Here is a 14,133-nt window from a genome sequence, read left to right as displayed (position 1 = left end):
AATCGCTAATGGCAGATGAAAGGACAAAGCCCCAGCTCAATGAGCTGGGGCTTTTGCCATGTGCGGGATGATGTTTTGGGGCACGCGCTGGATGGGCCCCGGTTGGTCTACAGCAGCTTGACCAACGCGGGCACACTCAGCACAGCGGTGTAATACCCCATGAACTGCACGCCGGTGTTAAAGCCGAAAATACGCGACAGCAAACCGCCCATCAGGCCCATGGTCAAGATGACCAACAAGCCTAGCAGTTGCCCTTCCCACACACTGATGACGATGATCAGGCCGACAAAGGTAGCAATGATGGCCTCGTGGCTCACTTTGCGCGAGACGAACAAGGCTGCGCGGCGCGCATAATTCATCGCGAACGGGTATGACACGACCGCTGCCAGAATCACGGCCAGCATGCCATAGCCCAGGAATTCCCAGTGGTTCATCAAGTTGTGCAGATTGTGTGTCTGACCCGTTGCGGAATCCACGGTAAATCGGGGCGGAGCATTGAACAGCGGTGCGGCAGGGCCCGCGGCGACGGGGCTTAGCGGCAGACCAAATGCGATCAGGGGGATCAAAGCCTCGGCAATGTAGGTGGCCTCGGTGACGCCATTACGCGCGCTCAATACGGTGGTGAGCCGGTGGTAAGCGTGTTTGATCCGCGATCCGACGATTTCGCCCAGTACGACCGTCATGGCCACAGGGCTGAATACAAAGGTCGCGCTCGATACGAGTGCCGTGCTCAACGTCCATCGTGTCTGGCTGCGATCGAGCACTTTGAAGGGGTTCGGGAAATATCCCGACCAGCCTTTGACATCTGGCGCCAAATTGAATTTGCGCACATTGTCGCGTGACATCCGTTGACGGCCCGCAGGCGACAGTACCGTGAACAGGTCGGCGATCAACGGCCCGATGGCAATGCCAAGGAAATAGCTGATGCTGAGTTTGACGTCATATTTCGCGGTCAGACTCTGCAATGCCAGAATCACTACGACAAATGGCACCAACAGCGCGACAGATGCCCAGCGGCCTGCGGAAAAATAGGCGATCAATATCGCGGCGGCCAGGAAAATCCAGGGAGCCGTTTTCGTGATGAACGCACCAAAAGGCGCCAGCATGACGGCAAACAGGACAGCCAGGGGCACCGCGACAAATGCCGCGATGATGGCGCCAGAAACCATTTTGCGCAGGGCGATATGCGGCACGCCCAGTTTGCGTAGCAGGTTCGCGTCCTGCAGCAGCGGCATCGCCATGGTGTCGCCGGGAATGCCCAGCAAGGCCGTGGGTACCGCGTGCGTCATGTGTTTGGCGACGGCGCCAGCCAAGAAAAAAGTGAATACGCCGGCGGGCGGTACGCCCAACAACACCGTCAGCAATGTCAGCGGCGCGAGCGTCGTTGTTTCATCGGTGCCAGACACCAGGCCGATGGCTGCAAAGACCACGGCGCCGATCAGGCCCATGCCCGCGGCTACTGCAATCTGTTCGATCAGATGAGGATCCATGAAGTGATTCCTTGTTCAGCGGCTGGCGGGGACGTTGCGCACCGAAGACTCGGCGTCGGCAAACAGGTCGTAGAGTTTGAGTTCTTTCAACTCTTTGGTGACCGTAGGCGGCAGGTCGGCGATCGAGCCCATGCCGCCAGAGGTCATGGCTAGCTCGTCCAGGACTTCTTGACGCCATTGCGGGTCAATGGAAATTTCCGTCTCAGTGACTTCCCGTTTTGGGGGAAATGCTTTTGCGCAAATCACGCCGGCGATGATGCAACCTGCCAGGCCCGCCAACATGGCGTAGGCATGGGCCAGTTGTTTGGACTCGACGACCGATGTCAGCCAGTGGCTGGCGACGTAAAAACCAAAGATGCTGATGCCAATGCCGATGCCGATTGCCCAGGCTAAGTGTTTCAGGTCTACGGTGTCGCCCCAAACTTCGGCGAACCGGCCTTGCGGGGCGGGCTGAGAGCCTTGATGCTCGGATGTCATGGATAAGTCTCCGTGAGTGTCAGTTGAGCCGTTACGCTGGCGGCTCTTTTTCGTTTTCGATGCGAGTGGGTAATAACCGCCACTCGAATGCGGGCTCGCAGGGCTATGAACCCGAGCCCGCATCAGGGTGTCTAGCCTTTGGCGCGCAGTTCTTGCAGAACCTCAAGCGCACGGTCAGTGCGTACGTCGTGTTCGGCAGCCAGGCGTTTTGCAACTGCGTCGACCTCGTCGCCGACCGCGCCCGCCACCAGCGCGATATTGCGCGCGTGCAGCGCCATGTGGCCGCGCTGGATACCTTCGGTCGCCAACGCTCGCAGCGCACCCAGGTTTTGCGCCAATCCGACCGCTGCGCAGATTTCGCCGAGATCTTGCGCCGATTTGACTTGCATGATCTTGAGCGCCAGGCGGGCGAGGGGATGCGTTTTGGTGGCGCCGCCGACCAAGCCGACAGGCATGGGCAACTCGATCGTGCCGACCAACGCGCCGCTGTTGTCCTTTTCCCAGCGCGTCAGCGAGGTGTAGCCGCCTTGGCGGCTGGCGTAGACGTGTGCGCCGGCTTCGACGGCGCGCCAATCGTTGCCGGTGGCGACGATGATGGGATCAATGCCGTTCATGATGCCCTTGTTGTGCGTCGCAGCACGATAGGGATCGATGGCGGCGAAAGTATAGGCGTCCAACACGCCTTCGATGATGGCTTCGCCGCTGCGTTCTTTGGTGGCCAACGTTTGCGGAGTCAGGCGGACACGCGCGCGGGCCAGGCGCAAGTCAGCCAGGTTCGACAGAATGCGCAGGCGCACTGAGCCGCCGGTCAGTTCCTCGACTAGCGGTGCGACCGATTCTGCCATGGTGTTGACCGTGTTGGCCCCCATGGCGTCGCGCACATCGACGATCAAATGCATGACGATCATGGGCCCACGCGGCGATTCGGGGAATACATGGACTTCGATGTCCTTGCAGCCGCCGCCTAGACCGATGAGCACTTTGTCGCGGCTGTTTGCACGCTCGATGATTTGATCGCGTGCTTGCAGCAGCGCGATGCGCGAGCCGTAGGGATCGGAGATACCCAGGACTTGTACCTGCGCGCGCATGAGAGGCAGCGTACTGGACGTCTGAAACCCGCCATCTTCGCGTGCCAGTTTGGCCATGTACGACGCGGCCGCGACGATCGAGGGTTCTTCAACAGCCATGGGGATCAGGACATCCCGGCCATTGATCTGGAAATTGCTGGCGATTCCCATGGGCAATTCAAAGGTGCCGAACACATTTTCAATCATGCCGTCGGCAATGTTGACGGGCAGGGCGCCTGGTTGCTTGAGCAGCGCCCGATCGTCGTCTGTCAGGCCGCAGGCGTTGGCGAGGAAATCCCAGCGCTGGGCAGGATTGAGGGCACGGAAATTAGGCAAGCGGGAATCGGCAACCACGACAGCACTCCAGAGGATTGAGGCCCCGTCCGCGTCTTTGGCTGACGCAGCCCGGCGACCCAAAAAGTAGACAATGCGAAACAATGGAGCGCACTGTATTAAAGGTGCTGCATTTATAAAAGGTACAGTTTGCACAAACAGTATCATTGCAATGCAACATTCAAGGCGTTGCGGCGCCAGGAAAAATAGAGGATCAACGAGACATGCGCGTGCAACGTTCCGCCACGATTGCCCAGAAACTCGCCGACGTCATCGGCCAACAGATTTCGGACGGGGTATATCAACCCGGGGACAAACTGCCGTCGCTGCGCGAGTTGGCACGATTGCATCGCTACGCGATCAATACGGTGGTCTCTGCGTTCGACATCCTGGTCTCGCGCGGCATGATCGAGCCTCGCCGAGGTGCAGGTTTTTACGTGTCGGCCCAATTTCGTCGAGCGGAGGAGGCCGAGGACGAACCCGGGCAGCTGCATCGCGCCATGGACACGGTATGGCTGATGCGTGAACAGCTCAAAACCCATCCCGATACGACGGCGGTCGGAGATGGATTTCCGCCTATCGAATGGTTGGCGGATATGCGTATGGACCGCTATCACCAAAAAGTCGTGCGTACGGGGTTGAGTTCCTTGTTTCGTTATGGACATCGTTATGGGTACGCTCCGTTGCGCGACAGCCTGGTTCGCAAGCTGGGCGTGCTGGGACTGGAGGTCAGTACCAATCAATTGGTGCTGACGCAGGGGGCGAATCAAGCGCTGGATCTGGTGATTCGTTATTTCGTTCCGCCGGGCGCCACGGTGCTGGTGGATGAACCTGGGTATTACCTGTTGTTTGGCAAGCTGAAGCTCGCCGGCGCGCGTGTCATCGGTGTGCCGAGGTTGGCCGATGGGCCGGATCTGGCCGCGTTGGAAAACATCTTGACGACGGAGCGGCCCAGGTTGTTCTTTACGCAATCTGTCGCTCACAATCCCACAGGATCCGATATCAGTGCGGCCAAGGCTTATCGCGTGTTGCAGTTGGCCGAGCGCCATAATCTGTTGATCGTCGAGGACGATCCTTTTGCCGATTTCAAGCCTCCGTCCACCGTGCGTCTGTCTACGTTGGATCAGCTCGAGCGTACGATTTATATCGGCAGCTTTTCCAAATCATTTTCCGCGGCGCTACGGGTCGGGTTCATTGCCTGCAATACGGCATTGGCCAGTGATCTCGCGGATCTCAATGCCCTCATTCACGTCAGCGGCTCTGAATATTGTGAGCGGATGGTTGACATCATGCTGCGCGAAGGGCATTACGAGCGTCATCTCGTCAAGCTGCGGCAAAAGTTGAGCACGGCATGCGCATCGGCGCAGCAGTGGCTGGACGAACATGATTGCGAAGTCTTTGCCCGTAGCGGCCAGTCGCTTTATTTGTGGGTAGCTTTCCCGGGAGTTCATGATTCGTTGCAGTGGGCGGAGGACCTGCTGGCGCGTAACGTCAAGATGGCGCCCGGGCGCGTGTTTCATCTGGACTCGGCCGCTATCTCGCGCTGGTCCCGCTGCAACGTTGCCGCCATGCTGGACCCTCGATTTCAGCGGGCGGTGGAGGCATTGCTAGGCACAGTGAGATGACGGATTTATCACGTATGGCGTTGTGAACACGCCGGACGACACATACACTATTCCAACGGATTTAAGAGCTCGCGCGGCGAGACCGCACCGGCGAAAGCGGTGCGTGCTTCTCGATAGCCAGCCGTTGTTTGTTTGTTAGGTTGTCAATTGACAACTTATTGATGTGCTTGTACAGTGGGAGCATTGATGGTTCGTCGGATTCACCCCAAAAAGGAAATCGAACAAGTACTCAGATACGCAGAGCAACAAGGCTGGCGAATCGTCGTCGGGGGCGGTCATGCTTGGGGCAAGATGTATTGCCCCTATAACGACGACGAGTGTCGTTGCGGCGAGTTCTGTATTACCTGCATATGGAGCACACCCAAAAGTCCGGCCAATCACGCACACGCTTTATGCCGTGTCGTAGAAAACTGTTCAACGCATCGCAGAATGCTTTTGTCTTGAGCTAAGGAATCTTGATGGAATATGTTTTTACCTTGAAATATCAGCTCGCGAGAGACGATCGAGATATGGACGACATCGTCGAACGCCTCGGAGAGGCGGGCTGCGATGACGCGTTGGTCGGTATCGGTTTGCCTGGACGATTGGCCTTGGAATTCACCCGTGAGGCAGAGAGCGCTGAGGCTGCCGTCCGCAGCGCGTTGGCTGATGTTCAGCGGGCGATCCCTTCGGCACGACTGATCGAGGCCACGCCGGATCTGGTCGGGTTGACCGACGCAGCCGAACTGGTGGGTGTGTCTCGACAGAACATGCGCAAATTGATGCTGACGCATTCGGGGACTTTTCCGGCTCCCGTTCATGAGGGCAGCTCGGTGCTGTGGCATTTGGCCGATCTGCTGACGTGGCTGCAATCAAGGGGGGGATATACCTTGTCGCAGCCCATGATCGAGGTGGCGAAAATGACCTTGCAGGTCAATATCGTTAGACAACAGCAGCGCGTGTCGCGCCGGCTCGCGACGGGGCTGCGTACCTTGATCGCCCGTTAGTTTTTTTAGCGTTTCGCGCTGCGTTTGGCGAGTTCAGTCTTGGCCCGAGAGCCAGATGGTGCGGGGTGGCGATTTCGGGGGCGCTCTGACGCGATGTGTCTTTTCAAGTAATCGACTATATAGGCCGCGCGAGCCGACAGTGGCCATTCTGCGCGGTGGATCAACCACAACGTATCGACGACAGGTGCGCCGCATTCAACGACTCGGATAGCCTCAGGGCGGGGGAATGCCTGGCGAGCATGACGATGCAATACGGTGAATCCGAGGCCGCGTGCCACCGGTTCCAACATCAAGCCAATCTGATTGCTGAAACCGTGTATGGATAGGCTGTGCATTCCTGGATTGCCGGGAAACCGACGCGCCAGCAGGCGGGTGGCCATGGCTTGGCCCTCAGGGTGGTCAATAAATCCCAAGCCTGCCAAATCTGCCCAACTGTCTACGCGTGCAGAGGCCGGCACGATGAGTTCCAACGGTTCTTCTGAAAATTTTTCCGATGCCAGGCGAGGGTCGTCCGGGCGCAGCGTGACCAGTCCCAATTCGAATTGTTTGCGCAATATCGCATCGAGCGTTTCCCAGTCAGGCGCGAAACGATGGCGAATACTCAGGCCTGGCCGCGCACGTTGCAAGTCCAGCAATACGGGATAGAGGGACAGGCCGATACTGCCGGGCGTGATCAGGCTGATTTCACCATGCTCTGTGTCGCCATCGCTCAATCGTGCCTGCAGGCGGCGGTCTGCTTGCTCAATGTCGTTGCAATATTCCAGCAGTGCCATCCCTGCCGGGGTCAACTCGATCTGACGAGGACGCCGGATCAACAACGGGCCGAGTTCAGTTTCCAGATGACGAATGTGTTGACTGATGGCGGCCTGGGTCAGACCCAGCTTAATGGCAGCGCGGGTAAAGCCCCCCGCCTCGCTTACAGCCGAAAAGGTCCGGAGCCATTGCGGATTTAGCATAACGATATTTTATCGAAGGGATAATGATCCATTAGATCAAATTTCGGTGTGCGGAGGGTAATCTAGCAGCGTTTCCTATCTATCTAGTTACCGTCTTTTTAAAAGAGAATCTGATGTCGTCTGCATTATTCACGCCTTTCACACTCAAGGACGTCACACTGCGCAACCGGATTGCGATACCGCCCATGTGCCAATACAGCGCCGAGGACGGATTCACGAACGACTGGCATCAGGTGCATTACCCCAGCATTGCGCGTGGCGGTGCCGGGCTGGTGATTGTCGAAGCGACTGCTGTGTCGCCCGAAGGGCGGATTACGCCCGCCTGCACAGGCCTGTGGAATGACGAGCAGGCGGAGGGGATGGCACGTATCGCGGCCAGTATCAAGGCCGCTGGGGCCGTACCTGGTATCCAGATCGCTCATGCCGGCCGCAAGGCGAGCGCCAATCGTCCCTGGGAAGGCGACGATCACATCCCCAATGATGCTCCGGGCGGCTGGCAGACCATCGCACCCTCGGCAGTGGCGTACGGCGGCGAGTTGCCCAAGGTGCCGACAGAAATGAGTCTGGCCGATATTGAGCGGGTCAAAACAGACTTCGCGGCCGCCGCTCGCCGTGCCCGCGATGCCGGATTCGAATGGCTGGAGCTGCATTTTGCACACGGCTATCTGGCGCAGTCGTTCTTTTCGACCCATTCCAATCGGCGTACGGATCAGTATGGAGGCAGTTTCGACGGGCGCAGCCGCTTCTTGTTGGAAACGCTGGATGCCGTGCGTGCAGTATGGCCGGAGCACTTGCCGTTGACGGCGCGTTTTGGCGTGCTGGAATACGATGGGCGCGATGAGGAAACGTTAGCCGAATCGATCTCGTTGACGCGCGCAATGCGCAGGGGTGGGCTGGATCTGTTGAACGTCAGTGTCGGCTTTACGATTGCCGAGGTCGATATCCCCTGGAAAACGCCCGCATTTCTGGGCCCGATCGCAGAACGCGTGCGCCGTGAGGCCGAAATCCCCGTGGCTTCGGCTTGGGGCATGGACGATCCTCTCATTGCACAAGGCTTGGTTGAGAAAAACCAAATGGACTTGGTGATGATGGGGCGTGCGCATTTGGCAAATCCGCATTACACGTATCATCTGGCTCAGGTGCTTGGCGTACAGGATCCGGACTGGGTGTTGCCAGCCCCTTATGCCCATTGGTTGTCCCGTTATCGCGGCGCAGGCAAGAAATCGGCTTGAAGCCGGGGCAGGGCCCGTCATTGGTATGATGTCGTGGATGACGTTTCGAACGTTATTGAGGTCACGTTACTTCTCCCGATCAAGAACCCATGACGCCCTTGCACTTCCTGAGCCCGCCTGCGATACAGCAGCCTGAGTACCAGGTGGTGGCAGTCGAGGGCGGCGTGCAAACGTGGCCGCGTTTTTATGGTCGCTAGGCATCGCTGGGTACGCCGCTTGTACTGGGCGTTGGGCATGCTGATGCTCGTGCTGGCTGTCATCGGAGCCGTATTGCCGGTGATGCCCACGACAATTTTCGTGATTCTGGCGGCGGCATGCTTTGGCCGTGCCTCGCCGCGCTGGGAAGCCTATTTATTACAGCATCCCCAGTTCGGACCGTCCTTGGTCGCGTGGCGAGAGCAGGGTGCTATTTCTGCGCGCGGCAAGGCGTTTGCTGTGACAGGGATCGCCGTGGGGGTGGCCGTGTTTTGGCTGACCGTTGATCCCGTCTGGTGGTTGGGCGCAGTGGTCAGCCTGTTTATGGTGGGCTGCGCGGTGTGGCTGCTGACCCGTCCCGCGCCGAAAGCGTAGCGGCGTTTCGCGCTCCTCACTTCACGCCGAGAGCTGCGCGATGATAAGCGCCCTCCCGACGTGCTGTGTCCGAATGCAATGGCTCAGTTCGGCGCGGCGGGAATGGTCAGCCCCCGCTGAACGGCGGGACGCGCGACGAAAGCATCCAGCACACGTTGTACGTTGGCAAAATCGCCAAAGCCCACCAGATCGCCAGCCTCATAGAAACCCACCAGATTGCGTATCCATGGGAACGTGGCGATATCGGCAATGCTGTATTCGTCGCCCAGGATCCAGGCGCGATCGGCCAAGTGCCCATCCAGAACCTGCAGCAGGCGCCGCGATTCCGCGACGTAGCGATCGCGTGGACGCTTGTCCTCGTATTCCTTGCCGGCAAATTTGTTAAAGAAACCCAGTTGGCCAAACATCGGGCCGATGCCGCCCATCTGGAACATCAGCCATTGCAGTGCCTGAAAGCGGCCCGCGGTGTCCTGCGGAATGAATTGCCCGGTCTTGCTGGCCAGATAAACCAGGATCGCGCCCGACTCGAACAGCGCCAGAGGCTGGCCATCCGGACCGTTGGGGTCCAGGATCGCGGGAATCTTGTTATTGGGGTTCAGTGACAAAAACTCTGGAGAAAACTGATCCTGCGTGTCGAACGCGACGCGATGCGCTTCGTAGGGCAGGCCCGTTTCCTCGAGCATGATCGATACCTTGACGCCATTGGGCGTGGGCAGGGAATACAACTGAATATGGTCCGGGTGGCGGGCAGGCCATTTGCGGGTAATGGGGAAAGCGGACAGGTCAGCCATGGATCGATTTCCGTAGTGATAAGGGGCGTTGGAATCGTACCCGATGGCGGGCGATTTTCTGTATTGGCACGGAGGCCTTTTTGTCAGATATATGATTTGCGAGACGGCCTTCCTGATAGGGCCCAAGACGGCGACAGATTCTTTGATATACAATTAATTGATATGTCATGTATTTGCCGATGGACTCTACTACGTTGCCACGCGGTGTGACGCACGACGAACGCTCGCCGTCGCCAGCCTCCGATCTCTCTGATGTACCCGCTGTGGCGCATGTGCCGCTCTGGTTATTAGCCCTGTTCACCTTTAGCGGTACGCTGGCGATGCATATTTTTGTGCCGGCGCTGGCGATGGCGGGTCAAGATCTGCAGGCGGGTAGCGGCGCGATGCAGATGACGGTCAGTCTCTACATCATCGGGTTGGCGGTGGGACAACTGATCTATGGCCCGCTGTCCGATCGGTATGGGCGCCGCCGCGTGTTGATGGCGGGGCTGGTGATCTATACCTCGGCGGGACTGGCCGCAGCGTTGGCGCCCGATGTCTATGCCTTGATCGCCGCGCGTCTGTTTCAGGCTTTGGGAGGTTGCGCAGGTCTGGTGTTGGGTCGTGCCATCGTGCGTGATACCGCGGCGCCTGCCGAGGCAGCAAAACGCTTGGCATTGATGAGTTTGATGGTGACGGTCGCGCCCGGTGTTGCGCCCATTGTGGGCGGAGCTTTGGCCACATGGCTCGGTTGGCGCGCGGTGCTGTTGAGCCTGTGCGTACTAGGCGTGGTGAATTTCCTGCTGGCTTGGCGCATGCTGCCGGAAACGGGAGCACGGCTGGCGCAGGTGACAGCAGCAACACTGATGCGTCATTACCGGCAATTGCTCGCCTCTCGCGTGTTTATCGGCTATTCGATCGGGGGCGGCTGCGCCACTACCTCCATGTTCGCCTTTGTCGCCTCGGCGCCGTTTATTTTTGTCAACGAGCTGCATCGGCCCGCGAGCGAAGTCGGTCTTTATCTGGCTGTGCTGGTGTCGGGCGTGTGGCTGGGGTCTATGGTGACGTCGCGATTGATCGGCAAGGTGCCTATGGATCGTGTGATGGTCGCCGGCAATGCATTGAGCGCCCTATCGGCGGTGGCGTTCTTGGCGTTGGTGTTGTCGGGCTATGCCTCTGTCGCACCGATCGTGGCGTTGATGTTTTTCTATACGTTCGGCTGCGGTATGGCAGGCCCGATTTCTCTGACGCTGGCGGTCGGCGTGAATCCGTTGGTGATCGGCTCGGCGTCGGGTTTGTATGGCGCATTGCAGATGGCGGTAGGCGCGCTGTGTACCGCGTTGGCAGGCTTGGGCTCGTCTCCTGCACTGTCGACCGCGTTGGTGCTGGCTGGCGCCGGCCTGACGGGGCAGTGCATGTTCTGGATGGCGTCGCGAGGGCGTACGTCGCGGAGTTGAGCGATGCTCAACCCCGCGATGCGCTCTACGATCAGTTTGCGTCGTCGGCCAGGACAATGCGATAGATCGAAGTAGTGCCGCTGACTTCGTTACCCACGATCAACAGGGGCTGGCCGTCAGGCGAATCCTCGGCGGATACGAAGGCCAAGCCCTCGGGTCCCAGGTCACCTGCGCTTGCCGGATTTTCGGCCGAATCCACGCTGAAGTCGCGCGAGTTCACATAGGTGGTGAATACAGGATTCGCGGGATCGCTGATGTTGTAGACCATGATGCCGCCCATACGCTCCAGACCGACGAAGGCATAGGTTTTTTCACCGATCTTGCCCAGCGTGACGCCTTCGGGTTCCGGGCCCTTGTTGTCGCTGCGATCGTCGAAGATCGTTTCGTCATGGCCCGAGTTGAACCATTCCGGGTATCGTTCGGCCGTGATTTTTTCGAATTGATCGCCCGAGTCCCAGACCAGTTTGCCGTTGGCATCGCGGATCGAAAAGGACCGCGCGCCGTAGGCGTATAGCGTGTCATAGACGAGGCGGCCATCGGCGCTCAGTTGCGGTGTGCCGTCGGCGTTCTGTTTGTAGCCCATGGTCCAGGTCACGGTCAGACGGCCCAGGTTTTCGTCTTCGCGGCAATCGCCCGGATCGGTGTCGGCGGCGCCACAATAGGCAAAGACAGTGGGGTCAAGCAGGCCGCCCGGTGCGAGTTGACGCAGTTGGGGTGGCAAATCGTCGCCAGCACGGCGATCGAAACCGCTTTTATGCACCAGGTGTTTGACGCGGAACTCATCGACAAAACCGGGCGCTTCGGAGGCATCGAGGCCCAGCCAGTTGCCGTCGGCATCGCGGCCCCAGTTCCAGTAGGCGTCGTTGTCTTCGCCCCAGGCGCGGCCATCGCCCTCGTTGGCGGTGACGATGTACGTGGCGCCGCCTACGGTATAGGACGCGATGCCGTCAGGCATGTATAGGCCCTTGACGCCGGCCCACGGACGGATGTTGATGGCTCCATCGGTGTCGCTGACGTCCAGGCCATTGCCTTCCACCCCATGGTCCTTGGCGCCCAATGGCAGGATGTCTGTGATGCGGGCGCTGGCCACGTCCAGTTTGGCCAGTGCGTTGTTTTCCTGCAGAGCGACCCAGGCGGTGGCGCCGTCGTCCGATACCGTGATGTATTCGGGCTCAATATCCTGTGCAGCTGTCGCGCGCGGACCCACCAGACGCACACCCTGCGTGCGCAGTGCGGCCTCTTTGCCATTCCATTCCGTGAATCCAGCAGTGCGTGCCGTCAGTGCTGCAGGGTTAGTTACATCGATGACGCTGACCGAGCCTTCGGGGTCGATCGTGTAGTCATCGGAGGGTTCGCCTTCGTTCGCAACGAGCACGGTCTTGCCGTCGGGGGTAAAGGTCACCATGTCAGGCAGGGCACCGACTCTAACTGAGCCCAGCAGAGCCAGCGAGGCGGCATCGTACAAGGCGACATAGCCCGGATCGGTCTTGACCGGCGCTTGGACAGCGACGGCTACCATGCCGTTTTTGACGGCGACGCTGTTGATTTCGGCGCCTGCCAGCACGGCTTCGGCATCGAGCGTGCCGATATGGCTGGGCGTTGCAGGTATCTGCAGATCGAGGATGTCGATTTTGCCGGAGAGGGCGTTGACGACAAAGACGCGCTTGGTTGCCGGATCATAGGCGGGAATCTCGGCAGCACTGACGCCATAGCTGCCGGCCTCATAGCGACCGAGGAAATCTACCGAGGTGATGTGTTGAGCGACTTCGGCGGCGGGCGGTGTGGGAGGCGGGACCTCGGTGTTATCACCATTATTGTCGTCGCCGTCGTCGCTGCTGCTGCCGCAACCCAGCAGGGCTAGAGGCAACAGGGCAGCTGCCGCGGCCAGTTTCCATGTTTTCATTTTCTTGTCGTCCACTTCAGGAGTTCGTAAGAGCGGACAGACTAGGGGCGGTTTGTTTCGGCTTTGTTACAAAGAGATGGTCAGTCGGCAAAAACGGCGGAGGGCGATGTGAGCCTGCCGCATTCGGGAAAAATGCGACAGGCTTACATCGCCCGCTTCATGCGTATTACCAGCCGCAGTGGCGGCATTGGGGCGTTTAATCCAGTGTGATTCCTACGCTCTTGACCACTTTGGCCCAACGATCGCGCTCAGTCGTGTAGAACTTACCTAGCTGCGTCGGATCGTAGGTGACGACTTCTGCGCCCTGTTGGTTGAGCTTTTCGACGATCTCGGGTTGCTTCGCAATGTCGGCCAGGATTTTGGCCAGACGCTCCGCGGTCGCAGCGGGCAGGGTGGCCGGGGCCATGATGCCTTGCCAGGTGCCTGATTCGAATCCGGCAACGCCTTGCTCGGCGATCGTGGGGATGTCCGGAATCAATTGCATGCGTTCGCGCTTGGAAATGGCGATAGCGCGCAGGTTGCCGCTGCGGATGTGCGGCAGGGTCGCCAGCAAACCATTCATGATGACTTCGGTCTGGCCGCCCACCGTATCGGAGATCGCCTGTGCGCCGCCCTTATAGGGGACGTATTCCCATTTGGCGCCGGTGGCTTGCTGCACGGCGACCGCGGCCAGGTGAGGGGCGCTGCCGATGGCAGTGACAGCGAAATTGACGCGCTGCTTTTTCGAGAGCTCGACAATCTCGGGCAGCGTCTTGGCGGGGAAGCTGGGGTGAACGGCCAATACGTGAGGTGAATACGCCAGCATGCTGACGGGGCGCAGATCTTTCGACGGATCAAAGGTGAGTTTGGTGTAGACCGACGGCGTAATCGCCAACGCGCCGATGTCGCACAGCAGGAGGGTATGACCGTCGTCAGCCTTGGCCACGATGCCGGTGCCCAGGTTGCCGTTGGCGCCCGGACGGTTTTCTACGACGACGCTTTCGCCTAAGGCTTTGCTCAGCTCAGGCGAGATCAGGCGCGCGATGATGTCTGATGACCCACCGGGGGTGTAGGGCACCACAATACGCACGGGACGCGTCGGCCATTTTTCCTCGGCCGCATGGGCGTGGGCAACAAGGCCCGTCAGGGGTAGCGCTGCGGCGGTGCGCAGAAAATCACGGCGTTGCATTGTGTAAATCTCCTTGGGGCATAGGCCGAACAGCCTAAGTGCCCATCTCGTTATGGTCGTATGTTGTCGTACAACTTATCGTAGTGGAAGATTAACCGG

General features: G+C 59.3%; 13 protein-coding genes. 6 read left to right on the top strand and 7 right to left on the bottom strand.

Features of this window, described 5'->3' with window-relative positions; genetic code table 11:
• Positions 1-107 precede the first annotated feature (107 nt).
• From CAL20_RS16965 to CAL20_RS16955, 3 genes are all read right to left on the bottom strand, one after another.
• A complete protein-coding gene (locus tag CAL20_RS16965) occupies positions 108-1,490 on the bottom strand; it encodes a tripartite tricarboxylate transporter permease (protein WP_094820683.1) in 1,383 nt (460 codons plus the stop codon).
• A 15-nt stretch (positions 1,491-1,505) separates the two neighbouring features.
• Positions 1,506-1,967 (bottom strand): hypothetical protein, encoded by a 462-nt coding sequence (locus tag CAL20_RS16960; protein WP_094820684.1) that lies wholly within the window; start codon positions 1,965-1,967, stop codon positions 1,506-1,508.
• Between the two features lie 131 nt (positions 1,968-2,098).
• Positions 2,099-3,388 carry a hydroxymethylglutaryl-CoA reductase, degradative gene (locus tag CAL20_RS16955; protein WP_094820685.1) on the bottom strand — a complete coding sequence of 430 codons (1,290 nt, stop codon included), beginning with the start codon at positions 3,386-3,388 and terminating at the stop codon, positions 2,099-2,101.
• Between the two features lie 203 nt (positions 3,389-3,591).
• Between CAL20_RS16955 and CAL20_RS16950 the strand changes: the two genes are divergently transcribed.
• The 3 genes from CAL20_RS16950 (at position 3,592) to CAL20_RS16940 (ending at position 5,978) form a co-directional block, all read left to right on the top strand.
• Complete coding sequence (locus CAL20_RS16950; protein ID WP_094820686.1) at positions 3,592-4,992, top strand: aminotransferase-like domain-containing protein; 1,401 nt, start codon at positions 3,592-3,594, stop codon at positions 4,990-4,992.
• Between the two features lie 186 nt (positions 4,993-5,178).
• Positions 5,179-5,436, top strand: a complete 258-nt coding sequence (locus CAL20_RS25785) for a hypothetical protein (protein WP_094820687.1) — start codon at positions 5,179-5,181, stop codon at positions 5,434-5,436.
• Positions 5,437-5,450: 14 nt separating this feature from the next.
• The gene (locus tag CAL20_RS16940) at positions 5,451-5,978 is read left to right on the top strand and encodes a helix-turn-helix transcriptional regulator (protein ID WP_094838456.1); all 528 of its coding nucleotides are present in this window, start codon (positions 5,451-5,453) and stop codon (positions 5,976-5,978) included.
• 5 nt (positions 5,979-5,983) lie between these two features.
• Here the strand turns inward: CAL20_RS16940 and CAL20_RS16935 are convergent, their stop codons facing one another.
• Entirely contained in the window at positions 5,984-6,934 is a 951-nt protein-coding gene (locus CAL20_RS16935) for a LysR family transcriptional regulator (RefSeq protein WP_094820689.1), read from the bottom strand.
• A 113-nt stretch (positions 6,935-7,047) separates the two neighbouring features.
• On the opposite strand from CAL20_RS16935, the gene CAL20_RS16930 reads away from it, so the two are divergent.
• Positions 7,048-8,166, top strand: a complete 1,119-nt coding sequence (locus tag CAL20_RS16930) for an NADH:flavin oxidoreductase/NADH oxidase (protein ID WP_094820690.1) — start codon at positions 7,048-7,050, stop codon at positions 8,164-8,166.
• A 186-nt stretch (positions 8,167-8,352) separates the two neighbouring features.
• Positions 8,353-8,736 (top strand): YbaN family protein, encoded by a 384-nt coding sequence (locus CAL20_RS16925; protein ID WP_094820691.1) that lies wholly within the window; start codon positions 8,353-8,355, stop codon positions 8,734-8,736.
• Positions 8,737-8,819: 83 nt separating this feature from the next.
• Here the strand turns inward: CAL20_RS16925 and CAL20_RS16920 are convergent, their stop codons facing one another.
• Positions 8,820-9,527 (bottom strand): glutathione S-transferase N-terminal domain-containing protein, encoded by a 708-nt coding sequence (locus CAL20_RS16920; RefSeq protein ID WP_094820692.1) that lies wholly within the window; start codon positions 9,525-9,527, stop codon positions 8,820-8,822.
• A gap of 179 nt (positions 9,528-9,706) precedes the next feature.
• On the opposite strand from CAL20_RS16920, the gene CAL20_RS16915 reads away from it, so the two are divergent.
• Positions 9,707-10,963, top strand: coding sequence for a multidrug effflux MFS transporter (locus CAL20_RS16915; RefSeq protein WP_094820776.1), 1,257 nt, complete (start codon positions 9,707-9,709; stop codon positions 10,961-10,963).
• Positions 10,964-10,994: 31 nt separating this feature from the next.
• On the opposite strand, the gene CAL20_RS16910 is transcribed toward CAL20_RS16915, so the two are convergent.
• Both CAL20_RS16910 and CAL20_RS16905 read right to left on the bottom strand, forming a co-directional pair.
• A complete protein-coding gene (locus tag CAL20_RS16910) occupies positions 10,995-12,866 on the bottom strand; it encodes a choice-of-anchor I family protein (protein WP_094820693.1) in 1,872 nt (623 codons plus the stop codon).
• Between the two features lie 196 nt (positions 12,867-13,062).
• Positions 13,063-14,034: a Bug family tripartite tricarboxylate transporter substrate binding protein gene (locus tag CAL20_RS16905; RefSeq protein ID WP_094820694.1), complete on the bottom strand. Its 972-nt coding sequence runs from the start codon at positions 14,032-14,034 to the stop codon at positions 13,063-13,065.
• Positions 14,035-14,133: the final 99 nt, after the last annotated feature.

It is taken from the genome of Bordetella genomosp. 4 (genome assembly GCF_002261185.1).
GTDB lineage: Bacteria > Pseudomonadota > Gammaproteobacteria > Burkholderiales > Burkholderiaceae_B > Bordetella_A.
The sequence above is the reverse complement of the archived record's forward strand: the minus strand, read 5'-3'. Positions and strand labels throughout refer to the sequence as shown.

Bases quoted from the DNA above. Each gene is read 5' to 3' on its own strand.
- CAL20_RS16950 (WP_094820686.1), top strand. From the start codon at position 3,592: ATGCGCGTGCAACGTTCCGCCACGATTGCCCAGAAACTCGCCGACGTC.
- CAL20_RS16930 (WP_094820690.1), top strand. From the start codon at position 7,048: ATGTCGTCTGCATTATTCACGCCTTTCACACTCAAGGACGTCACACTG.
- CAL20_RS16925 (WP_094820691.1), top strand. From the start codon at position 8,353: ATGGTCGCTAGGCATCGCTGGGTACGCCGCTTGTACTGGGCGTTGGGC.
- CAL20_RS16965 (WP_094820683.1), bottom strand. From the start codon at position 1,490: ATGGATCCTCATCTGATCGAACAGATTGCAGTAGCCGCGGGCATGGGC.
- CAL20_RS16935 (WP_094820689.1), bottom strand. From the start codon at position 6,934: ATGCTAAATCCGCAATGGCTCCGGACCTTTTCGGCTGTAAGCGAGGCG.
- CAL20_RS16940 (WP_094838456.1), top strand. From the start codon at position 5,451: ATGGAATATGTTTTTACCTTGAAATATCAGCTCGCGAGAGACGATCGA.
- CAL20_RS16960 (WP_094820684.1), bottom strand. From the start codon at position 1,967: ATGACATCCGAGCATCAAGGCTCTCAGCCCGCCCCGCAAGGCCGGTTC.
- CAL20_RS16905 (WP_094820694.1), bottom strand. From the start codon at position 14,034: ATGCAACGCCGTGATTTTCTGCGCACCGCCGCAGCGCTACCCCTGACG.
- CAL20_RS16915 (WP_094820776.1), top strand. From the start codon at position 9,707: ATGGACTCTACTACGTTGCCACGCGGTGTGACGCACGACGAACGCTCG.
- CAL20_RS16910 (WP_094820693.1), bottom strand. From the start codon at position 12,866: ATGAAAACATGGAAACTGGCCGCGGCAGCTGCCCTGTTGCCTCTAGCC.
- CAL20_RS16920 (WP_094820692.1), bottom strand. From the start codon at position 9,527: ATGGCTGACCTGTCCGCTTTCCCCATTACCCGCAAATGGCCTGCCCGC.
- CAL20_RS25785 (WP_094820687.1), top strand. From the start codon at position 5,179: ATGGTTCGTCGGATTCACCCCAAAAAGGAAATCGAACAAGTACTCAGA.